Source organism: Solirubrum puertoriconensis, assembly GCF_001483135.1.
Taxonomy (GTDB): domain Bacteria; phylum Bacteroidota; class Bacteroidia; order Cytophagales; family Hymenobacteraceae; genus Solirubrum; species Solirubrum puertoriconensis.
Map to the genome: position 1 here is coordinate 1,181,763 of NZ_LNAL01000006.1, position 22,303 is coordinate 1,204,065.

At 56.9% G+C, this 22,303-nt stretch carries 17 protein-coding genes; 9 read left to right on the forward strand and 8 right to left on the reverse strand.

Going from position 1 to position 22,303, the window contains the following annotated elements; genetic code table 11:
* The first annotated feature begins 120 nt into the window (after nt 1–120).
* Nucleotides 121–300 carry a hypothetical protein gene (locus tag ASU33_RS09885; protein ID WP_149867135.1) on the forward strand — a complete coding sequence of 60 codons (180 nt, stop codon included), beginning with the start codon at nt 121–123 and terminating at the stop codon, nt 298–300.
* Here the strand turns inward: ASU33_RS09885 and ASU33_RS09890 are convergent.
* The 3 genes from ASU33_RS09890 to ASU33_RS09900 form a co-directional block, all read right to left on the reverse strand.
* Nucleotides 297–1,046 (reverse strand): zinc ribbon domain-containing protein, encoded by a 750-nt coding sequence (locus ASU33_RS09890; RefSeq protein ID WP_059070625.1) that lies wholly within the window; start codon nt 1,044–1,046, stop codon nt 297–299. The genes ASU33_RS09885 and ASU33_RS09890 overlap by 4 nt on opposite strands.
* The gene (locus ASU33_RS09895) at nt 1,036–2,139 is read right to left on the reverse strand and encodes a Nif3-like dinuclear metal center hexameric protein (protein ID WP_059070789.1); all 1,104 of its coding nucleotides are present in this window, start codon (nt 2,137–2,139) and stop codon (nt 1,036–1,038) included. Before ASU33_RS09895 ends, ASU33_RS09890 begins: the two co-directional genes overlap by 11 nt.
* A 95-nt stretch (nt 2,140–2,234) precedes the next feature.
* Entirely contained in the window at nt 2,235–2,918 is a 684-nt protein-coding gene (locus ASU33_RS09900) for a uracil-DNA glycosylase family protein (protein WP_078063021.1), read from the reverse strand.
* Between the two features lie 104 nt (nt 2,919–3,022).
* On the opposite strand from ASU33_RS09900, the gene lpxK reads away from it, so the two are divergent.
* The 4 genes from lpxK (at nt 3,023) to ASU33_RS09920 (ending at nt 7,945) form a co-directional block, all read left to right on the forward strand.
* On the forward strand, nt 3,023–4,093 hold the full coding sequence (lpxK, locus tag ASU33_RS09905) for a tetraacyldisaccharide 4'-kinase (protein ID WP_059070626.1): 1,071 nt from the start codon (nt 3,023–3,025) through the stop codon (nt 4,091–4,093).
* A gap of 79 nt (nt 4,094–4,172) precedes the next feature.
* On the forward strand, nt 4,173–6,056 hold the full coding sequence (locus ASU33_RS09910) for a putative porin (RefSeq protein WP_160328171.1): 1,884 nt from the start codon (nt 4,173–4,175) through the stop codon (nt 6,054–6,056).
* 60 nt (nt 6,057–6,116) lie between these two features.
* Nucleotides 6,117–6,758 carry a MiaE family protein gene (locus ASU33_RS09915; protein WP_059070628.1) on the forward strand — a complete coding sequence of 214 codons (642 nt, stop codon included), beginning with the start codon at nt 6,117–6,119 and terminating at the stop codon, nt 6,756–6,758.
* Nucleotides 6,759–6,868: 110 nt separating this feature from the next.
* Nucleotides 6,869–7,945 (forward strand): hypothetical protein, encoded by a 1,077-nt coding sequence (locus ASU33_RS09920; RefSeq protein ID WP_149867136.1) that lies wholly within the window; start codon nt 6,869–6,871, stop codon nt 7,943–7,945.
* A gap of 98 nt (nt 7,946–8,043) precedes the next feature.
* On the opposite strand, the gene ASU33_RS09925 is transcribed toward ASU33_RS09920, so the two are convergent.
* Nucleotides 8,044–9,900 (reverse strand): glycoside hydrolase family 2 protein, encoded by a 1,857-nt coding sequence (locus tag ASU33_RS09925; RefSeq protein ID WP_059070630.1) that lies wholly within the window; start codon nt 9,898–9,900, stop codon nt 8,044–8,046.
* Nucleotides 9,901–10,047: 147 nt separating this feature from the next.
* A complete protein-coding gene (locus ASU33_RS09930; protein ID WP_059070631.1) occupies nt 10,048–11,325 on the reverse strand; it encodes a hypothetical protein in 1,278 nt (425 codons plus the stop codon).
* A 300-nt stretch (nt 11,326–11,625) separates the two neighbouring features.
* On the opposite strand from ASU33_RS09930, the gene ASU33_RS09935 reads away from it, so the two are divergent.
* On the forward strand, nt 11,626–12,873 hold the full coding sequence (locus ASU33_RS09935) for an ABC transporter permease (RefSeq protein WP_059070632.1): 1,248 nt from the start codon (nt 11,626–11,628) through the stop codon (nt 12,871–12,873).
* Between the two features lie 783 nt (nt 12,874–13,656).
* A complete protein-coding gene (locus tag ASU33_RS09940) occupies nt 13,657–14,304 on the forward strand; it encodes a helix-turn-helix transcriptional regulator (protein WP_149867137.1) in 648 nt (215 codons plus the stop codon).
* Nucleotides 14,305–14,375: 71 nt separating this feature from the next.
* Here ASU33_RS09940 and mtaB read toward each other — a convergent pair whose 3' ends face one another.
* The gene (gene mtaB, locus ASU33_RS09945; protein ID WP_059070634.1) at nt 14,376–15,725 is read right to left on the reverse strand and encodes a tRNA (N(6)-L-threonylcarbamoyladenosine(37)-C(2))-methylthiotransferase MtaB; all 1,350 of its coding nucleotides are present in this window, start codon (nt 15,723–15,725) and stop codon (nt 14,376–14,378) included.
* A gap of 170 nt (nt 15,726–15,895) precedes the next feature.
* On the opposite strand from mtaB, the gene ASU33_RS09950 reads away from it, so the two are divergent.
* Complete coding sequence (locus ASU33_RS09950; RefSeq protein ID WP_059070635.1) at nt 15,896–16,768, forward strand: pirin family protein; 873 nt, start codon at nt 15,896–15,898, stop codon at nt 16,766–16,768.
* Nucleotides 16,769–17,210: 442 nt separating this feature from the next.
* On the opposite strand, the gene ASU33_RS09960 is transcribed toward ASU33_RS09950, so the two are convergent.
* The gene (locus ASU33_RS09960; protein WP_059070637.1) at nt 17,211–19,076 is read right to left on the reverse strand and encodes an LTA synthase family protein; all 1,866 of its coding nucleotides are present in this window, start codon (nt 19,074–19,076) and stop codon (nt 17,211–17,213) included.
* A 249-nt stretch (nt 19,077–19,325) separates the two neighbouring features.
* On the opposite strand from ASU33_RS09960, the gene ASU33_RS09965 reads away from it, so the two are divergent.
* Nucleotides 19,326–21,512 carry a glutamine synthetase III family protein gene (locus tag ASU33_RS09965; protein WP_059070638.1) on the forward strand — a complete coding sequence of 729 codons (2,187 nt, stop codon included), beginning with the start codon at nt 19,326–19,328 and terminating at the stop codon, nt 21,510–21,512.
* Nucleotides 21,513–21,744: 232 nt separating this feature from the next.
* Here the strand turns inward: ASU33_RS09965 and ASU33_RS09970 are convergent, their stop codons facing one another.
* Complete coding sequence (locus ASU33_RS09970; protein ID WP_149867138.1) at nt 21,745–22,278, reverse strand: hypothetical protein; 534 nt, start codon at nt 22,276–22,278, stop codon at nt 21,745–21,747.
* Between the last annotated feature and the right edge of the window lie 25 nt (nt 22,279–22,303).

The window sequence follows — 22,303 nt, forward strand, 5'->3', positions numbered from 1 at the left end:
GGCATAAGCACGGCGACTGGTGGCAGAAAGCTGATCGGGGCTGCTGGTGATTTCCGCCCGGGCGGCATTTTCGCCGGCAGTATCCTGTTTTGGTACTGAAGGACGTTGTTGCTGCTTGCCGTGGGCGAAGCTACCTGGGGCTTTCGCGGTGGTGGCAAGGGCACAAAGCAGCAGGCACAGCACGGCAAGAACACGCCTGCGCAAACTTCTGCTTACCTCAGCAACCTTCAGCATCAGATCAACAAAAAAGGAACGACACTGTGGCCGTTCCTTTTCTATAAAAATGCGGAAAAAACCTAGGCGTTGCGGCTTTCAACGTCGGCCAAGATACGGCCGCAGTGCTCGCACACAATAATTTTCTTGTGGGCAATGATGTCGGCCTGGCGCTGGGGCGGTACCGTGTTGAAGCAGCCACCGCAAGCGTCGCGCTTTACCATTACTACAGCCAAGCCGTTGCGGGCGTTGCCGCGGATGCGGCTGTAAGCCGACAGCAATCGGTCCTCTACAGGCTGAGAAGCAGTTTCGCGCTCGGTCATCAGCTTTTGCTCATCGGCCTCGCTTTCGCCTACAATCACCTGCAGTTCGGCTTGCTTGTTCACCAAGTCCTTGCGGCGCTCTTCGAGGCGCTGCTTGGTGCCACCAATTTCGATGTTCTTCTGATCGATCTGGTATTGAGCTTCGCGAACCTTTTTCTCCGAAATCTGGATTTCCAGCTTCTGCAGCTCGATTTCCTTGGCAATAGCTTCGTACTCGCGGTTGTTGCGGACGTTCTGCTGCTGGTCTTCGTAGCGGCGGATCAGGGCTTCGGCATCTTTAGCGGCTTGCTTGCGGGCTTTGATCTGCTCGTTCAGAGCAGCGACTTCTTCGTCGAATTTGGCCACGCGCACCTCATAACCGGCAATCTCATCTTCCAGGTCGCGCACTTCTTCGGGCAGGTCGCCGCGCACGCGCCGAATCTCATCGAGTTGCGAATCGATGCGCTGCAGGTTAAGAAGGGCTTCCAGTTTGCTGGCTACGGTAATATCCGAAGCGGAGTTAGAAATCATAGCGAACAGGGTTCGTGGGGGTCTCTGCTAACAAGACCGCAAAAGTACGTGCAAATTTTTCCGTAAGCAATTCCCGGAACAGTTCGTTAGTATACTGCTCGCTTTCGTAGTGGCCAACATCGCACAACATGAGCTTGCCTTCGGGAGCAAAAAACTCATGGTATTTTATGTCGCCAGTTACGTAGGCATCGGCTCCGGCGGCTACGGCTTTCTTGGTTAGGAAGGAGCCCGCACCGCCACACAGGGCCACTTTCCGGATGACGGCGTGGTGCTCGGTGTGCTTAACCACCGGCACGTGCAGCCGCTCGCGCAGTAGCCGCAAAAACTCCTTGGCCGAAAGCGCCTCGGGCAACTCGCCAACCATGCCGGAGCCCACGTCTTGATGCACGTTTTCCAGCTTTACCACCTCGTAGGCCACTTCCTCGTAGGGGTGCGCCTGCCGCAGAGCGCCTAGGGCTTTGTGTTGCAGGTGCAGGGGCAGCAATACCTCTACGCGCTGCTCAGGAGCAGTTTGCGGTTTGCCAACAGTGCCTTCGTACGGGTTGGTGCCTGGGCCAGGCGTAAAAGTGCCGGTGCCATCGAGGCGGAAGCTGCAGTCGTGGTAGTCGCCAATTTGGCCAGCGCCGGCTGCGTAGAGGGCCTGCAACACGGCATCGGTGTGAGCAGCAGGCACGTAGGTAATCAGCTTGGCCAACAAGCCGGGCTTCGGGTCGAGCACGCGCAGGTTCTGCAAGCCAAGCTTTTCGCCCAGCTTGCGGCTGACGCCGTGACGCACGTTGTCGAGGTTGGTGTGGGCGGCGTACACGGCCACATCGAGGCGCAACGCACGCATTATGGTGCGCTCTACCTCGGTGCTGCCGGTGAGACGCTTGAGGGGCTGAAAAATTACGGGGTGGTGTACTACCACCATATTGCAGCCCCGGCGTACCGCCTCGTCGATGATAGCCGGCGTACAATCGAGGGCAATAAGCACGCCTTTAACCAGCATCTGCGGATCGCCACACTGCAGGCCGGCGTTGTCGTAGCTTTCCTGAAAAGGCAGCGGGGCCCACGCCTCCAAAGCGCGGGTAAGGTCTTGAACGGTGACGGACATGAGGCGAAAGTAAGAGCTGGTTTTGGTTGCTGGCAGCAGGCAAAATGGGTTTCGCAAGCACGAGTCGTACGCCAAGCAGCCAAACCCACGTTGAGTTACAGCAACTCGGCAAGTATAGCAGTGTATTGCTGCACAAAGTCGGGTACGAGGTGGCGCTTGTATTGCATGAGGTAGCGCGGATGATCGAACACCAGCACCTGTTCGAAAAGCTGCAGCTCCTGATTAAGCGCCTGAAAGTACTCGCCATTGCGCCGGCCTAAGCTGATGGCTACATCGCGCCGCAGCCCTAGGTCGGCTTGCTGCCTAATTGACTGCTGCATGTGCGGCCACAAGGCTTTGCTGACGGCGGCTGCATCGTAGTAGTTGTAGTTTTTGCCATTGCGCAGCAACACCAGCGGGTAAAGCGAGCCTAGGTAAAAATGCTGATAAAAGATTTGAGGACCACCCAGGGCATCAACTAGCTGGTACACAAACTGGCTCGAGAGTTCGGGGCGCTGCGGCAATTGATTGGGTATGCCGCAATGGCGCTGCAGCGCTGCCGGATCGGTAAAGGCCACGCCGGTGGTGCCGGCCCCAAAACGCCCGGGGTTTATGCCTAGCAACGCCACCCTGGGTTGGTTGTCGGCATAAAATTGTTGAGCAAACTGGTGGAGTAGCTCACCAGCGGGCGACGTTTGGTACGGATTGTAGGCCGTAACCTCGCCTGGCAATGGTGGGGCAGCCGGAAAGCCATTCAGGAAAGTCGTTAGCCGTGTGCCAAAAGTATCAAGGGTAGTCATCAACGAAATCCATACGCAGTTGCACGTACAACGGACGCCCGGCCTGCATTTCGCGTATTTTTGCCGCCCGTGCTAGCCCGCTGCGCTGCACACTAATCTCCCAGATGACCCAACTTCTCACCTTGTTGTTGCTTCCGTTCAGCTGGTTGTACGCCAGCGTAGCGGCCGTGCGCAACTGGCTCTACGACACCGGCCGTTGGCGTAGTGCCGCCGCTGAGGTGCCGCTCATCAACGTTGGCAACCTGCGGGTAGGAGGCACTGGCAAAACGCCCCACGTGGCATGGGTAGTTGAGCAGTTGCTGAGTACCGGGCACAAACCAGCCATTCTGAGCCGGGGCTACGGCCGCCATACCAAAGGATACCGCCTGGCTACGGCGGCCGATACCGCCGCCACCATTGGCGATGAGCCCTGGCAGCACTACCATGCCTTCGGGCAACAGGTGCCCGTGGTGGTGGATGAAGACCGGCGCCACGGCCTTGCCAAGATGCGGCGGCAACTGCCCGACCGTACGGTGGTAGTGCTCGACGATGCCTATCAGCACCGCCGCGTGCAGCCCAGCCTCAACATTCTGCTTACGGAACAAGCACGGCCTTTTTGGGACGACCATGTGCTGCCCGCCGGCCGGCTGCGCGAAAGCCGCCTAGGTGCCCGCCGTGCCGATGTTATTATTATAACCAAGTGCCCGCCTGAGTGGCCTGAGCACGAGCAGCAAGCCGCACTGGCGCGCATCAGGCGGTATGCCCAGCCCGGAGTGCCGGTGCTTTTCTCTACCTATAACTATGATGCGCCCATTGCGGTAGTGGCTGAGGATGCCAGCGCAACGCTAGAGCCGTTGCAACCGGTGGTGGTGCTCACAGGCATTGCGCAGCCCGAGCCATTGCTGAGCGAGCTGCGACGACGTGGGCACCCGGTATTGGCCCATCACCAGTTTCCCGACCACCATGCGTTTAGCGCCGCCGAATTGCAGCGTATTGCTGCCGCGCTGCCGCGTGGGGCAGCCATTATTACCACCGAAAAAGATGCCGCGCGCCTGCGCGAGTCGGCCTTACGTACCATCGTAGCATCTTTGCCGTTATTCTACGTTCCTATTCGCGTAGCATTCCTGTCCGACGGCGCCCAGCGCCTGCAGGCCTTGCTCGCGCCGCCCCAGCTTACGCCCCGTGTCGTTGCCTGACGTATTTGCCTTCTGCCAACCTTTGCGGCTCGGCCGCTTGCGTTTGCCACTGTTGTGGCTACTGCTGCTATTGCCGCTTTTGAGCCGGGCCCAAATCGTCGACGACTCAACGCGGGTGCTGTACGGGCCGCGTACTACATTGGTAGTACGCGAGGGCAACGTACTGCGCAACCTGCCCGAGGGTACTGTTCTTGATACAACCCTTTCGGGTATTCAAAACAGCCGCAACTGGTACTACGACAGTACTTTTCAGCAGGACCTCGGCAATGTGGGCACGGCCTCGCGGCGCCTGCTTTGGGAAACGAACACCAATATTGGCATCCGGTACGGCCGCACGGTATTCGATAAGTATTTTCGTAACTCGGCCAACATTCCGTACTACGATACTCGCTCGCCCTACACCTACTTCCGTTTTGTGCAAGGCTCGCAGGGCGAACAGGTGTTCGAAGGCAGCTACAGCCGCAGCATCAAAAAGGCCGTGAACCTAGGCATTGCCTACGAACGGTTCAGTGCCAACAAGCAGCTCGGGGCGGTGAGCACCCGCGAAGGGCAGGTAACGCACACCGGGGTGCTGGTATTTGCCCGGTACCAAACCAAAAACGACCGTTACCACCTGCTTACTAACTACTACACGGCTAAGCACCGGGTAGCGGAGCAGGGCGGCATCAGGCCCGGGGTAGCCGCCGGCGTACAAGACTCGCTAGAGCAATTATTTGATTACGAGCGAGAGACTGTGTTGCTGACGCAGGCCATCAACAAGGACCACCGCGACCGTTTTCACTTGGCGCACACCTACAATTTGGTGGGGCGGGGGCTGACGGCTTTCCACGTATTCGACTGGAGCCGGCAGTACAACCGCTTCACCGACGACCGTCTTACTTTTGAAGAAGGGCGCCTGTTGTTCTACCCCGAAGCCCTCCGCGACTCGGCCCGCACCGATGACGTGGGCCTGTATCGGCAGCTCGAAAACACTTTTGGTTTCCTAGGTCGCACTAAGCTGCTGGAGTACCGTGTGTACGGGCGCCAACGCACCGGGCGCTACTCCATGGAAAGCCTCACGGCGCGGCCTGCTCCTGAGCGCAAAGTGCCTACTGTGCAGGTCGATACCACGCAGATATTTGTGGGCGGCAGCGCAGCTTTCCGCTGGAAGATTTTTCAGGTGTTGCTAGATGGCGAGTATAAGTTTATCAACGAGGCTTGGGCGCGTGGCTCGTTGCGCCTAGGTCCGCTTTCGGGCGAGCTGCTGTACTCGTCGTTTGCACCCACGCTTACGCAGCAACGCTATTCGGGCAACCACCACCAGTGGTCTACCGACTTCGACAATACCAACGTAACGCAGCTCACCGTAGCGTTCGATCAGCGAATTGGCAGCAAAACAGCCCGGCTGCAGCAGCGGGTACTGGCCTCGGGCCAAGTAATCAACATCAACAGCTTGGTGTACTATGGCCTCGATCCGCTCGCCGTCAACCGCCAAGACCTCGCCCCGCAGCAGCTAACCGGTGCCAATGCCAACCAACGCCTGCTTATCGGCACGCTGCGCCACCAGCTGCGCTACGGCGTGCTGCGCCTCGATAACATGGTGACGTTTACGGAAGGCGGCGACCAAGAAGGCCTGAGTATTCCGCAAGTGGTTGGCAACTCGCGCATCCTGGCCGAGGGCTTCCTGTTCCAAAAAGCATTGTTCAGCCAAGTAGGAGTAGAGGCCTATTATCAATCGAGCTACAAACCCTACAACTACTCGCCGGCTACGCAACAGTTCTTCGTGCAGAATTACTTTACCTCGCGCAGCTACCCGGTGGTTGATGTGTTTGTAACGGCCGACATCAAAACCGTTTCAGTGTTCCTGAAAATGGCCTACATCAACCAAGGCCTCGATGGCAATGCGGGCTACTTCCCAACGCCGTACTTCACCGGCACGCCCCGCAGCTTTCAACTTGGCCTGAAGTGGAACTTCTTTGATTAAGTAACCTGCAATGCAATAGCGGTATTAAGTGATAAGCTTAAACTGCTTCTTTAACAGAATATGAGCGACCATCCTTTCGCCCAGCCCTCGGCCGATGAGGCTGAAAAACGCGAAAAAACCATACTTAAGCTGAAGCTGAACACCGACCCGCGGTGGGTTGATATTGCCTCGAAGAATATTGGCGACATCCTCGTCGACCACGCTTACTGCGAACAGAAGGCGGCCTCCACGGGCATATCGCTGATCGTGAGCTACCCCGAGAAGACGCGCTTGGTTGATGAGCTAACCGAGCTGGTGGCCGAGGAGTGGAGCCACTTCGAGCGGGTGCTGCAGGAGTTACGCAAGCGCAATTTGCCCCTGGGTAGGCCGCGGCGCGATGAGTACGTGGTAGAGCTGATGAAGCACGTGCGCCGCGGCGGAGCGCGCGAGCGGCAGCTCATGGATCAGCTGCTGGTTTCGGCCCTGATCGAGGCCCGCTCATGCGAGCGGTTTAAGCTGCTCTGGAAGCACATTCCCGACCCCGAGCTGAGCAAATTCTACTATGAACTTATGGTGTCGGAAGCCGGGCACTTTGTCGCCTACGTTGATCTGGCTAAAGAGTATTGCAACCCGCAGGAGGTAGATGCCCGCTTGCAAGAGCTCTTGAAGATCGAAGGCGAGATTGTGACCAGCCTGCCGGTGCGCGACGACCGCATGCACTAAGCTGGATTTAACCAGGCTCTGCGTTGGCCATTGGTATTGTTCATTCAGTACAGCATAATGCAAATCGGTGCCGCAGATGCCGCGCTTAGTGCGCATCTTTGCGGCTCGAAATGCTGATAAAGAGAACATACGCCAACGGCTGCCGCTACGGTTGGCGCTTGCTAATGTGGGGAATATGGCTGCTGCTAGCGCCTGCGGTTCGGGCCCTAGGTCAGGAGGCAGTAGTTGGCCCGCCGCCTCCCGATACCCTGGTTACTTCCATCACGGCGCGCCACGTGCGGGTGCCGGGCTCCACGTTTTACGTGCGCAAAACGCCGGATTACGTGGCCGAGGAGTCGCTCAATGGCTTGGTTAAACCAAACGGCGCTTTGTTGGAGGTGCTCCGCATACCCCAAACGAACTTCCTCAACGTCAAGGATATGCTGGTGCAGCAGTACCTGGCCAAGGCCGGGCGCATTGATGAGCAGCGCCAACTGCTCTTTAATGGCTACCCAGCGGTGTTTGGCGAGGGCGAAAGCATTGAGCCGGGCAAAAGCCTGATGGTGCTTGGCTTTGGCGATACTACCTCCATCATGTTGGTGTTTGGCCTCTACGAAAACAACGACAAGCAATCGGAGGCCGAGCTGAAAAAGATGCTCCTTACGGGGTGGTATGATCCCAAGGGCACCATTCCGCCTCTGGAGCTGGCCCCGTTTGTGGTAGAGCTGGCCGGTACGCCTTTTGGGCTGCAGCAGGTTCGCAACGATGGGAAAGAGTACGTGTTTGGGCTCAATGCACCAACCAAAGGCAAAACCGACGCGCTGCCTCCACAGTTTACCATTCGGGTGCTGCCACCCACGGGGTTGGACGACCTCCGGTATGATCTGCAACGCCTTGCGCAGCAACGAAATACGGCTGGGTCAGTCCTCAAAACAGAAGAGCGGCAAATAAGTTCTCAGCCGGTGTTCGTTTATGAAATCAGCGGCACGGGTAATTTCAAAAGCCGGAAAAGCACATTCCATCAGGTCATAAAAACCGATGGCGAAGCTACGCTCGTATTCGATGGGGCGGTGTTTGCGCCAGCCGTACCAGCGCAGGCTACTACCTCCAAAAAATCAAAGACGACTACCTCGGCAAGCAAAACGGCAACGCCTGATTACGCCGCCGCCCTCAAGAAGATAGCCGCGAGCCTGCGTATGAAACGCTAGCCTACACGCTCCGTTTCAGCCTTCGGCCAAGCGAAAGCCCCTAGGTGGTTGCAGTAGTGGCAACCACCTAGGGGCTTTCGCTTGGCCAAGAGCAACGGCTAAATGCCCGAGCCTTCTTCTTCCTGCTCCCGTTCGAAGCTGTTGGAGTCGAGCAGGCCCGCTGGCACATCAAGCGCGCCGGTATGTGGGTCGATCAGGCCGTTGCGTTCGTCTTCGATATTGGTGGCCTGGGTGTACACGTCGCCGGCAATGGAGCGCTTGCGCAGCTCGCGTTTGAAGTCGCGGATGCGTGTGGCACGGTCTTCGGCATCGGCTGGGCCGCCATAGTCGACAAAGCCAAAGCCGCCCCATTCACTTACAATCAGGGGTTTTTGGCGGCGGTAGTAAAACGGGTCGCCTACTACCAAGGGATTAACGGCTACGCCTTCCATTGCGCCTTGTACCATACGGTCGAGCAGCTCGCGCCACCGTTCTAGCTCGGGCGTGTACAGGTGGGCCGTGAGCAAATCCGATTTCAGCCGTCCTTCTTGCGAAATGTGGTGCCAACCGTCGTTATCAACCACCAAAAACTGCGGGTGATGAATCTGCATGTAGTGGTACATCTCGATGATGTACTCGCGTGTGGCCGGGTTGGTGGCAATATCTTGGCAGCCCCAGTCTTCGTTGTACAAGCTCCAGATAACCACCGAGGGGTGCGACTCTATTAGGGCCAGCATGCGCAGCAGCTCGGCGCGGTGGTTTTCGCGGCTGCGCGGGGTAGAGCTGTGCGGGCTAGGTACCTCCACCCACAGCAGCAAACCCAGCTCGTCGGCAAGGTTGTAGATGCGCGGATCGACGCCGGCAATGTGCACGCGCACTAGGTTGCAGCCCAGCTCTTTCATGGCGTGCATGTGGCGCTGCATCTCCTCGTAAGTGGCCGTACCGGGTTGGTACAGAATACCGTCGATGTAAATGGGCTCGTTGTTGAGGTACACGTTGCGGCCGCGCGATTCAATTTTACGCAGGCCGAAATGGGTTTCTATTTCGGCCGTGTAGCCATCGGCATCAATTAGCTGCGCCACCAAACGGTACAGGTTGGGCGAGGCGTTCGACCACAGTTTGGCGCCGGCCAGCTCCATCACCACACGTTGCTTGCGCTGGCCTGCCTCGAGCTTCATTTCGTACTCGGCCGTGGCCAGCGGCTGCGGCGACTTGGCAAACCGCTCGAACACTTGCAGGCGCAGGGTATAGGGGCCTGGGTCGTGAATGCGGGTGGACAGGTTAAAGCGCACCAGTTGGTCTTCGATCACGCTATCGACCCCTACGCGCGAGCGGAGGCGGTTGCGCTCCACCATTTCGAGCCACACCGAGCGCACAGCCCCGGTGTAGGTTTGGTACCAAATGCCGCCGCGCTTGTACACGTGCGACTCCTGTTTGCCCCTAGGTGTTTCGGCATCCATGGTATCCATGATGCGCACCGTGAGGCGGTTGACGGGCCGGAGATGGGCTTCCTGGAGCTCAAATGAAAACGAGGTGTACTCGCCGTAGTGCACAGTTTCGCCCTCAATGGTGGTGAGCAAGTGCCCGTTCAGCCACACGCGGGTTTCGTACCCGCAGGCACCGAACGTGAGCTGAAACATGGAATGCGTACCAGCATCGCCGCGCTCGGGTAAGGTAAAGTCGCGTTCGTACCAAGCTACAATGCGGTCGTGCCACGCCGTGGCAGTGTTCTGCGCCATTTTAGCCTCCCGAATATGCGACTCCACTGAGCCGGGCCAATTAGCGGTGTGCTCGTACTTGTGCGATAGGTACCAACCGTCGCGCAGGCCACTATCGTCGGGGTCGATAGCGAAGCGCCATTCACCATCAAGGAGCAAAAAGTTGTTGGAGCGAAGCACTGCTCGGGGCAAAGGGTTTGCCGTGCGCACATCGCCGTTGGCGGTCGAAAAGCCGTAGTTCGTTTGCTCAGAATCCATAGGAGCACAGTGGTTGAGCACCTTCAAACGTGTTTTTGATTAAACCGGATACTCCTGCCAGACTAAAAACAAAATACCCGGCTACTAGCTAAGCAGTAGCCGGGTATTTGTTGAAGCAGTGCTTGAACTGACAGGCAGGGGCCCGTATCAGGTTTTCTGCTTTTTCTTTTTGGCCGCCGGAAACAAAATGTTGTTGAGAATGAGGCGGTAGCCCGGCGAGTTGGGATGCAACGACATTTCGGTGGGTTCTTCCTCCACCAAGTGCTGGTAGTCCTCGGGGTCGTGGCCGCCGTAAAACGTCCAGGTGCCTTTGCCCAGTTCGCCGTGCATGTAGCGCACCTCGCCCGAGGTTTTGTTTTCGCCCATCACAAGCACGTCGGGCTTCACGAGTGTTTTGCGGAAGGCTGTGGTTTGTCCCATAAATCCTTTCACCGTGCGGGTGTGGTTTTGGGTGAGCATGGTGGGTACCGGGTCGTTTTTGGCCGAAAACGTGAACAGCTGAAAGTAGTCGTTTTCTTCGCCTACGCCGCGCTCGTAGGGCTGCATGTCGATGTTGGAGTACTCGTACTGGTAGGGGTTGCGTTCGAGAGTGAAATTGCGAAAGGCGAGGGTGCGGTTGAAGTTCAGCTTTTGCTGCGCCTGCGGGTCGGGAGCGTCGCCGTCGTACATCACATCCACCATGTCTAGCCCGAGGCCGGCCAAAGCAATGTCGTAGGTATCGGTGGCTGAGCACATGGCAAACAAAAAGCCCCCGCCGGCCACAAACTCTTGCATTCTGGTTACGACAGCGGCCTTCATCTGCGACACTTTGCCGAAGCCGTGGCGCTTGGCTGCCGCCTCGGCGTCGCGCTGCTGCTGCTGGTACCACGGGCGGTTGCGGGACGTGGCGTAAAACTTGCCGTACTGGCCCGTAAAGTCCTCGTGGTGCAGGTGCAGCCAGTCGTATTTGGTAAGCCTGCCGTCGAGCACTTCGTCGTCGTACAACTCGGTGTAAGGAATTTCGGCGTAGTTGAGCACCAAAGTCACGGCGTCATCCCAAGGCTGCTTGCCTTTGGGCGTGTACACGGCAATTTTCGGCGGCTTCTCCAGCTTCATCAGATCCATGTTGGCGCTCGGATCGGAGAGCTGGCTAAGAATGGCGCTGTACTGCGCATCCGACACCACTTGGTACGTAACGCCCCGCACGGCAAGCTCCTGCTCGGTGCCTTGCACTGCCGGAAATGCAAAGGAGCCGCCGCGGTAATTCAGTAGCCAATCAACTTCTATTTCCTTGGTTAGCAGCCAGTAGGCGGCACCGTAGGCTTTCAGGTGTTCGCGCTGCGCCTCATCCATAGGGATGAGAATTTGGCTGGCGCGCCCAACTGCCGGCCAGAGATAGGCAAGCAGCAGCAGCCCAAAAGCAAGCAAACGACGGATAGGGAGCATGGCAGTCACGATGCAAAAGAGAGAGAAAAGCGCCGGGGCGTTGCACTACAACGGCGGTAAGCTACCAGGCGTTCCGCTTCAAGCCGAGCTTCGGCTTGCACGTTAAGTACCTTCCAACCACACGCCGGCCAATACCTTGCCCACTACCGAGTCGCCTTTGGCGGCGGCAGCGGCATCAAAACAAATGTAGTAAAAGCCCCTGCAGGTTTGTGGCAAAGCCTTACCTTTCGGCTGGTTGGTAGCAGCTAAGAAGGAAGTACGAGCAGGTAGAAGAAATTTTAGATTTGATTGTCGTCGGGCATGCACTTACTTGAAAATATCCGCGAGGCATTTCGTTCTATCCAAAGCAACCTGCTGCGTACCGTACTCACGGCTCTGATTGTGAGCATTGGCATCATGTCGTTGGTAGGAATCCTAACGGCCATTGATGCGATGAAGTACTCGCTCAATCAGACTTTTTCGAGCCTAGGTGCCAACTCCTTCGATATCCAGGCCAAGGGATATAGCAACCGCTTCCGTAGAGGCGGGGTGCGCGGTAAAACGTACCCGCCAGTAACTTACCTGCAAGCCCAGCAATACAAAAGCCAACTCGCCGACGAAGGCCGCGTGGGCATATCAGCGTTTATTGCCGGCGCCGCTAAGGTGAAGGCAGGCAGCGAGGAAACAAACCCCAATACACAAGTGGTGGCAGGTGACGAAAACTACCTGCTGAACCAAAACTATAACCTGGCCTCGGGCCGGGGATTTTCGCAGCAAGAGCTCGAAAACGGCGTAAGCGTCGCCATTGTTGGCGCAGAAGTGCGCGAGAAGTTGTTTGGCAGCAGCTCTAACACAGCCGCTTTGGGCAAGTACATCTACATGCTCGGGCGGCGGTTTTTGGTGGTAGGTACCCTCGACCGGAGCGGTAGCTCGATGGGGGGCGGAGGCGCCGATCGGATCGTGCTGATTCCGTTGGAAACCGGCAACCAGATGCCCCGACAGCAGGCGCTTACCTACGACATAAAAACGGCGGTATTGCTGCCCGAAAACTTGCCTTTTGCCATGGACCAGGCCCGGGGTATCATGCGCGCCGTGCGCCACGACCGCCTAGGGCAGGAGGATAGCTTTGAGATGGAAAGCAGCGATTCGCTGGCCAGCAAACTCGATGAGCTTTCGGGTTCCCTCAAGATTGGCGGCTTCTTGGTGGGTTTTATTACGCTTCTCGGCGCCAGCATCGCCCTCATGAACATCATGATGGTGTCGGTGACGGAGCGCACGCGCGAAATCGGTATTCGAAAAGCCTTGGGTGCTACGGCCCTGCAAATCCGGCAGCAGTTCCTTATTGAGGCCATTGTAATCTGCGTGATGGGCGGCGCCCTAGGTATTGTGTTGGGCGTAAGCATGGGCAACGCCGTTTCGCTGTTCGTGGGCGAGGGTGCGTTTTTGGTGCCATGGCTTTGGATGATGTTGGGCCTGCTGATCTGCGTAACTGTGGGGCTAGCGTCGGGGTATTACCCGGCCAGCAAAGCCGCCAAGCTCGATCCGATTGAGTCGCTGCGATACGAATAAACATCCGTGCATTTTGCATTGACCAGCTTGCCTTGCCGTGGCATCCGTACCAGGCAGGTCAGTCCTGCTGCCCAGAATGCATAGCATTTCTGCGCAGCCATGTCTTGGCTTTGTGGGAGGAGTGAAAGTCCGCAGCGTTTATTGCGAAACACGATTTGCTGTGTCAGGAGCTCGGCAATAGGGCATAGCTTGATAACGCCTAAGTGGTAAACGCAACTGATGGCTAGGTGCTGCACGGATGCAATTATCCAGCTTTGTACCACCTAGGGAAATGACGAAGCAGACCGGACCTAGGGCAAGCAAATTCAATTAAATGCGCATAATTGAGCCCTTGTCTCAACGGGCGGGAACCGAGTCAGAGAAGGAGCAAGGTGATGGGCAACTTGGATAAATGCTGCCGAAGAAAAGCTTTGCGTGTAGCTTGCTTGGCTATTGGCGGTAGGGAAGCGGTTGCAAGATGGTGGGGATAAAAGGGAAGACTTCTTTCGGCTTGATCGACAGGCTTGATTTCTTCTCTAAGGCTGTTCCCTCTACATCTTGCTAGGGGAGCAATAAATTGGACGCGGCTTTGCCAAGGTGAATCGTTAGTTAAACCTCAGTGCATCAATCAACCAAGTATACGCAACGTTGCTGTGATTCAGCTTCGACTCGGGTGTTTTGCGGCGCTACATCAGGCGTTACTCGCGCGAGCATTGTTAATCTCACTCATATATCAGCAGTGTTGTTGTTATTACCCAATTGTGTATATTTGTTCAGTTTGGTTAATCTTACACAAATGAATATATGGCAAAAGTTGAGACGGTAGGGCAGCGCTTTAGCCAACTAATACAAACCTTAGGAATGTCGAAAAACGCTTTCGCGTTATCGCTCGACAAAACGGCCACCGTAATTCAACACATTGTAGAAGAGCGAAATAAGCCCGGATTTGATCTTTTGTGCAAGGTTTTCGATGTTTACCCAAATGTATCAAAAGACTGGTTGATGCAGGGCTCTGGCCAAATGTTTAATGATGAAACTGACGTCTCTGATCAGCATCTCGATGAGGCATCGGCGACTCAAAGGATAAGCAGTGCCGAAACCAAACAGTCCAGTGCAGCACCAATCGCTACGCCTATTGCACAGGCGAACATGAATGCCCAAACCCCAACCTCTGCTGCTGGCATTCCGGGGTCAGTTGCCCAGTCATTACAAACCCAGGTGGTGGCCGAGCCCACTGTGCAAGCAGCCTCAATTGCTGCACCGATAGCGTCGCCTGCTCCTACACCTGTTGTCGCATCCGCTGCTCAGGTTGTTTCACTGGAGTCGGCACTGTATGCGCAACAACTGCAGCACCAGTTGGCTTTGGCTGAAATGCGAAATCAACACTTGCAAGAGCAACAAAAGATGTTGCAACAAATGGTTGAGCTGATGAGCAAGCAGCTGAGCCGCTAATAAGTCGTACGCACTAACGCAAAGCGCCCGCTACCTCCGGCAGCGGGCGCTTTGCGTTAATTCAGTCAGTGTTAATGATGAAACACGGGTAGTTCCGACTCCTCTACTTCCATCAGCCCAGCAGCATTTGCCTCTACCAGGCGTAGCTTCTTCAACTCGCCCACCAGCAGTGGGTCGTACTTGGCGGCTACCCGGATGTAGTTGGGCGTGTAGCCCTCAATGCGCCCGTCGGGACCTAGGTCGTCTTCAAACAGCACCTCGGTTTCGGTACCTACGTGCTGCTCGTAGAAGTAGCGCTTCTTCTTCTCCGATAAACTACGTAGCTGGGTGGTGCGCTCGTGCCGAATCCGATCCTGCACGCGGCCGGGCAGGGTTGGCGCCAAGGTGTTTTCGCGCTCCGAGTAAGGAAACACGTGCAGGTACGAAACGGGTAGCCCGTTCAAAAACTGATAGGTCTCGATAAAATCGGCTTCTGTCTCACCCGGGAAACCCACAATCACATCCACACCAATGCTGGCATGTGGCATTAGCTCCTTGATGAGCGCTACGCGGTCGGAGTACAGTTCGCGGCGGTAGCGGCGGCGCATCAGGCCCAAGATTTTGTTTGAGCCCGACTGCAGCGGGATGTGGAAGTGGGGCATGAAGCGCTTGGATTGCGCTACGGTGCGGATGATGTCGTCGGTGAGCAGGTTAGGCTCGCAGCTGCTGATGCGGAACCGCTGTATGCCCTCTACTGCATCGAGTGCATGTACCAGATCGGTAAACGTTTCGAGGCGGAGCCGGTCTTCGCCCTGCAAACCAAAGTCGCCTAGGTTAACGCCGGTCAGCACAATTTCCTTTACGCCCGTTTCGGCCAGTTTCTGCACGCGCTCAACTACGCTCTGCACCGAGCCCGAACGGCTTTTGCCGCGCGCTAGCGGAATGGTGCAGAACGAACAGGAATAGTCGCAGCCGTCTTGCACTTTTAGGAAAGTGCGCGTACGGTCGCCGAAAGAGTGGGCATCGTGAAACTCTACGGCCTCTGAAATGGGCGAGGCAAATACTTGGCCGGGTTGGCCGGCTGCCGGCTTGTGGTAAGCGGTTTCGTCGAGGATTTCGGCCAGGCGAAATTTTTCGGCAGCACCCAATACAGCGTGTACGCCCGGTATTTGGGCTATTTCCTGGGGCTTAAGCTGCGCGTAGCAACCCACAATGGTTACGTAGGCCTCGGGGTTGTGCTTAAGCGCCTGCTGTACCACCTTCCGGCATTTGCGGTCGGCGTGGTCGGTTACGGAGCAAGTATTGATGACGTAAATATCAGCCCCTTGCTCGAAAGCTACTTTTTGAAAACCCCGCTCTTCGAATTGACGGCCGAGGGCCGACGTTTCAGAAAAGTTGAGCTTGCAGCCCAGCGTATAAAAGGCAACGGTGCGCGTGTCCATAAGTGTGCAAAGATACAACACGATGCCCGGCTCAGGTTCCGGCACTTGCCATGCACTTGCTCTCTTTTGCGTAACCTAGGCGCGCAAAGCTGCTACAACCTCGCTACGCAGCCCTCTGTGGGGTGGTGTACTTCACGTGTTGTTAATTGCCTTAACCCAATGCCAATGCTATGTCGCTTCGTACGGTTCTTCAGCTGATACCCGCTACACCCACCCGTGCCGAATACCTCACTCTGTATCAGGCATTGCCTGCGGCAGGGGTAGAGCAGCTCGATCCGTTTTTGCTGCTGCACCACATCGGGCCAGTTTCTTTTCCGCCCCACAACCAAGGGCTGCCATTTGGGCCGCACCCGCATCGCGGCTTTGCAACCGTTACGATTGTGCTTCGAGGCGAAGTGCTGCACCACGATAGCCGCGGCAACCGGCAAGTTGTTGGGGCTGGCGGTGTTCAGTGGATGACGGCCGCTCGCGGCATCATTCACGCCGAAAACGTGCCGCGCCACTTTCAGGATCAAGGCGGCGAATTGGAGCTGCTGCAGCTTTGGATAAACCTGCCGGCTCGGCTTAAAATGGAGCAGCCTGTTTACCAAGGCTTAGCTGCCGAGGAACTGCCGCCGCAGCCAGTGGCGGAAGGTATGGGGCAGCTTACCACTATTGCAGGCAAGTGGCAGGATGTTGCTGGTCCCGCCCGGCCGCTGGTGCCGGTTCGGCTGGCTACTTTGCGCATGCAACCTAAGGCGAATTTCAGCTGGGAGGTGCCAGCCAGCCACAGCGCGTTGTTGTATGTGGTTGAGGGAGAGGTGCTGGTAAACGGGCAGGCGGGGGGAAGCCGCACACCAGTACAGGTCGCCTCCGATGGCGACCAAATAGTGTTACAAGCCCAAACCGCTGCATTGCTGCTCCTAGGTGCCGCCGAGCCCCTCAACGAGCCGGTAGCGCAGCAGGGTCCCTTCGTGATGAACAATGCCACCCAACTAATGGAGGCCATGCGCGACTACCAAATGGGCCGGATGGGTATGCTGCTCGAAAGCGAAACCCGATAACCTACTTAGGCGCCGAGCAAACGGGTGGGGTTAGGAGTGAGGTATGGAGGGTATTTATCAAGCCATTGAGCGTCAGATTGGCCAATGCTTCTGCTGACACCACCACCTCATATTCGTCGTGTGCCGATAAGCTGAACACGGCCGGTAGCTTGTGCGCAAGCAACTGCGGGTAGCGTTGGCTCAACTGATTGCGGTACAGAAACTTTACGGGTACAGGCAAGTTTCGCAAAAACTGCTTCCACTCGGGGCGCATGCGGGTAGCACCATACGTAACGCTGCACAAAGAGCAGGGGTAGGTGCCAGGTGAAACCAGCTTATGCACCGCATCAAACAACGCGTTGTGCAAGCCGGAGTCGGCGTTGTAAACGAACAGAAGCTGAAGGGGAGCGATATGATTTGCGTGCATTGGAGCTTACATACGGCATTCCCAGCTCAGCAGGATTCAGCGCCGCAAAAAGTCGTCGAATGATTGTTGCTGATAGGCCTTGCCTAGCTGCAACTGCTGCGGGGTGGCGGTGCTGTCGCGCTCGATGATGCGGCGGGCGTCGTTGTCGATGGTTACGGCGCCGGTGGCTTGCACCATGCCAAACCCATCGTTGAAGCAGTAGAATGCAAAGCCTGCAGGCGCGGCTGCCGGTGCGGCGGCTAGTAAGTTGCGGCCCCAGCGGTACTCTTGGGTGGGCAAGCCGAGCTGAGCGAGCAGGGTAGAGGCTACATCGGTTTGGCTGCCGTACGTGGCAATGCTGCGGCCGGCCGCGTTGGCGCGCAAAGCACCACCGGTTACTACCAACGGAATGCGAAACTTCTCAGGCTCGTGGCCACCCGAGTTACCAGGCAGATGGTGGCCGTGGTCGGCGGCAATTACCACCACGGTATTCGCCCACCACGCTTCTTGGCGGGCCGCCCTCAAAAACTGACCTAGGGCGTGGTCGGTGTAGGCAACGGAGTTGCGGAACAGAGCGGTTTCGGAAGTCCCTCGGAAGCGCGGTTGCATGGGCACCTCAAAGGGCTCGTGGCTGCTCAGGGTAAACGCTGTAGCGAAAAACGGCGCCGGTGGTTGCCGCAAGTCCTGCAGCAAGCGCGCGAATAACACGTGGTCGTGCGCGCCCCATTTGGAGTTTTGGTCGCGACGCCGGAAATCCTGCCGCTCTATCAAGCGCTTGTACCCGCCCGCCAACAGGTACGATTTCATGTTCGCAAAGGCCAGTTCGCCGCCGTAGTAAAACGACGACGCGTAACCAACCGCCCCAAGCGAACGGGCTAGGTTGGGCAGGCCCTCGGTTTTGCGCGGAAACTTGATGATGCTGGTGGTAGGCTGGTTGGGGTAGCCACTCAAGAGCGCCACAATTCCCTTCTGGCTACGGTCGCCGCTGGCGTAGATGTTGCGGAACGATAACCCCGTGCGCGCAAGGCTGTCGAGCGTGGGCGTAACGCCTTGTTCGCCGCCCAGGTGGCCCACTAGCTTAGCCGTAAAGCTCTCCAGGATTATGAACAGCACGTTGGGCCGTTGCGTACGCAGCACCCTAGGTGCAGTGGCGCTATCGGGGGCCGGGAGGTAGAGCTGCGTTACTAGGCGGCGGGCCGTGGTATCGGGTAGGTATTGATAGGGGTTTTGCTTTAGCTCCCCGAGTGGTAGCGACTGTACCACGTTCCAGGGCACGTTTATGGCCGCATGGTTGGCAAAGGGCAGCGTGGTCGAAAAGTATACGTCGCTCTGGTTTACCGGAATTTGCTGCACTCCGCCCCGTAGTGGCACTATTAATAATAAGGAGTATAGGAACGCAATGGCAACTGCCCTTAGCTTGCCAAACAGCGGTGGTTGAGCTTGCAATGGGCTCAGCAGGCGCCGATACAACGCATAGCCAAGCAGCAGCAAGCCAACGAAAATCAGCGTGAGCAGACTTAGGGGGGAGGAGCCCGCCGAGGCCGCCATTTCGGCCGGTGAGTTGAGGTATTGCAGCGGGGTGTTATCGAGCCGGAACCCCCAAGCGCGGTACAACTCCAGGTCGGCAACCGTTAGCAGGGTTACTACTGTACCAATAATACCAGTGTATATGCCAATGATGCGCCCAGCACGTAGGCGCGGAAACCAGCCCGCAGCTATCAGCAACAAAAACGGTGGCAAGCACAAGTAAGCCGCTGCCGAGCCATCGAGGCGCACACCATATATAAAGGTGCGCACGATGCTGCTGACATCAAGCTCCGCGGTGCGCGACAAATGGTAGAGCAGGAATGTTGCCCGACCTAGGGCAAACACAAGCAGCCAGTACAGGAAGTACTTCGGCTGAAAATAGAAGCGGTTTCTCACAGGTGAAGTGCGAAGCCGCAAAGGTATGCGTAAGCGTGGGGTATGTGTAGAGCACTTACTACTATGGAAGATCGGTGCGATAGATTCTTTTGAAATAGTATCTTTCTTGTGATAGGGGTATGATGAACAAAACATGTAGTTTTGAGAAAATGCCCCTAAAAATTTAGGGGGTGCTTTGTTGAAATAGTATTCGCTTCTACCTTTGGGGTATCAAAAGCAAACCTGCTTATTTCCACTAACCTTTTCTCTGTGGCAACGCTTCGCTTTAGAGCCCTGAACCTTGTTGATCAGCGCAAACCCGTGCCGGTCGCGTCTTCTGAGCGTCGCTCAGAAATCTTTGGTCGCAACGTATTTGGCCTGGAAGCCATGCGTGCTACCATGTCGGGCGATTATTTCAAAAAACTGCAGTCGGCCATTAAGCAAGGCACTCCGGTGGAGCGCAGCGTGGCCGATGCCGTGGCTGGTGCCATGAAAACCTGGGCCATGAGCAAGGGTGCTACGCACTACACGCACTGGTTTCAGCCGTTAACGGGCGCCACCGCCGAAAAGCACGACTCGTTTTTCGATTTGAACTCCGACGGTCGTCCGATCGAAAACTTCAAAGGTTCGGCGCTGGTGCAGCAAGAGCCCGATGCGTCGTCATTCCCCTCGGGCGGTATCCGCAATACCTTCGAGGCACGCGGCTACACCGCTTGGGACCCCACTTCGCCGGCCTTCATCATTGAAACTGCAGGTGCCAAAACGCTGTGCATCCCGACCATCTTCGTTGCTTACACCGGCGAAGCCCTCGACTACAAAGCCCCGCTGCTGAAGTCGTTGGTAGCACTGGAGCGTGCTGCACTGCCCATCTGCCAATACTTTGATAAGGACGTACAGCGCGTAACGACTACGCTGGGCATCGAGCAAGAGTACTTCCTGGTTGATAAGGCCCTGTACTCGGCGCGCCCCGACCTAGTAATGACCGGCCGCACGCTGTTTGGCCACGCGCCGGCCAAGGGCCAGCAGCTCGAAGACCACTACTTCGGCTCGATTCCGCCGCGCGTGCACGCCTTCATGCTCGAGTTCGAAGAGGAAGCTACCAAGCTGGGTATTCCGCTGCGCACGCGACACAACGAGGTAGCGCCACACCAATTTGAGTGCGCGCCCACGTTCGAAGACGCTAACTTGGCCATCGACCACAACCAGCTCCTGATGGACATCATGGACCGCGTGGCCGATAAGCACGACTTTAAAGTGCTGCTGCACGAGAAGCCGTTTGCGGGCGTAAACGGTTCGGGCAAGCACAACAACTGGGCCCTGAGCACCGATACGGGCGTGAACCTGCTCTCGCCGGGCCGCAAGCCCAAGGAGAACCTGCAGTTCCTCGCGTTCTTCATCAACACAATGAAGGCCGTGCACCAGCACGCCGATCTGCTACGCGCCTCTATCGCCTCGGCCTCGAACGACCACCGCCTAGGTGCCAACGAAGCCCCGCCCGCAATCATGTCGGTGTTCGTGGGTTCGCAGCTGTCACAAGTGCTCGACGAGTTGGAGCGCAACGCCAAACTGCCGCTCGATAAGGGCGACAACCTCTACCTGAAGTTGGGCATCGACAAGATTCCGCCCATTCTGCTCGACAACACCGACCGCAACCGTACCTCGCCGTTTGCCTTCACCGGCAATAAGTTCGAGTTCCGCGCCGTAGGTTCGTCGGCCAACAGCTCGTCGTCGATGACGGTGCTGAACGCCATCGTGGCCGATCAGCTGGAAACTTTCCGCAAGGAAGTAGATGCCCTAATTGAGGGTGGCCGTAAGAAAGAAATGGCCATCATCGATGTGCTGCGCCAGTACGTTATCGATTCGAAAGCCATTCGCTTTGAGGGCAACGGCTACTCGGATGAGTGGAAAGTCGAAGCGGCCGGTCGCGGCCTCTCGAACGTGCCTACCACGCCGCCCGCGCTCGATGCATTCGTGACGGAGCAATCGTCGCAGCTGTTCAGTCGCCTTGGTATTTACTCGCACGTAGAGCTGCACGCCCGCCACGAAATCCTGCTCGAGGACTACATCAAGCGTGTGCAGATCGAAAGCCGCGTTATGGGTGATTTGGCTATTAACCACATCATCCCCACGGCCGTAGCTTACCAGAATAAGCTGGTGCAGAACGTAAAAGGCTTGCGCGAACTGGGCCTCGACGATGAGTTCACTCAGGTTACTGTTGACTCCATCAAGGAGATTTCGCGCCGCGTGGCTACCATTAAGACCACAGTGGCCGAAATGGTAGATTGCCGCAAGGTGGCTAACAAAAAAGACGACACCCGCGAGCGTGCGCTGATGTACAGCGAAAAGGTGCGTCCGCTGTTCGACGTGATCCGTCGACAGGTCGATAAACTAGAATTATTGGTGGCCGATGAAGATTGGCCGCTAGTAAAGTATCGCGAACTGCTTTTCTTGCATTAAATTAGCAGCTTGCAAGCGAGGCCGGTTCGAATTCGGGTGGGAATGCAGTTCGACCGGCCCGCTCACTAAGCCCGTTGGCCCCGTGTATATGCGGGAGCCGGCGGGTTTTTTCATTTTAGCGATTCAAGATTAAGGCATTTTTTGCTAGCCTGCAAACGATTGCATAAAAAATTGCGCACGGGGTTGCTTGCTGCCGATGCCGCTCGGGGCAACACCCAAGTACCATTTTTGGCTATAAACCAGTAAGTTGGGTATCTGCAGCAGGGGGTGGGCTGGCAGCAGGCAGCTCAGTAACATATAGGTCCACCTCTTCGGCACCCGAGCCAAAATCGGGCGCTACGGCCCGCCGCAAACGATTCTTAAGCTCGTCGAGGGTGCGGCGCACGTTGGTAACGGAAGGGTGCTGTTTCAGCTTAGCGGCCGCTTCAGTTTTCATCACTAGCTGCACCACTTTCTCGAGTACAAAGGGCAGAATCCAACCGGCCACGTTCGAGGCCAAGGCTCCGCGCAAGCCCAAACGCGCCAGTAACCGCACCGTCATGCGCTCCAGCAGCAGTGCTTTCACGGCCGGAGCGGCTTTGTCGACCAGAAAATCGGCTACTATTTTGGCGTTGCCTTTCTGTACCTCGGCGCGCAACACCTCCTGTACCGACTCCACGGCAGCTAGAAATGCTTTGCGAAACAGCGGTCCGGTTTGCCAAGCGCGCAAGCCAATGGCTCGGGCCGAGTTAAGCATCGACGGAACAAATGCGGGCGTCTTCATCATCGGCAAGAAACGTAAAAGCGTCCGA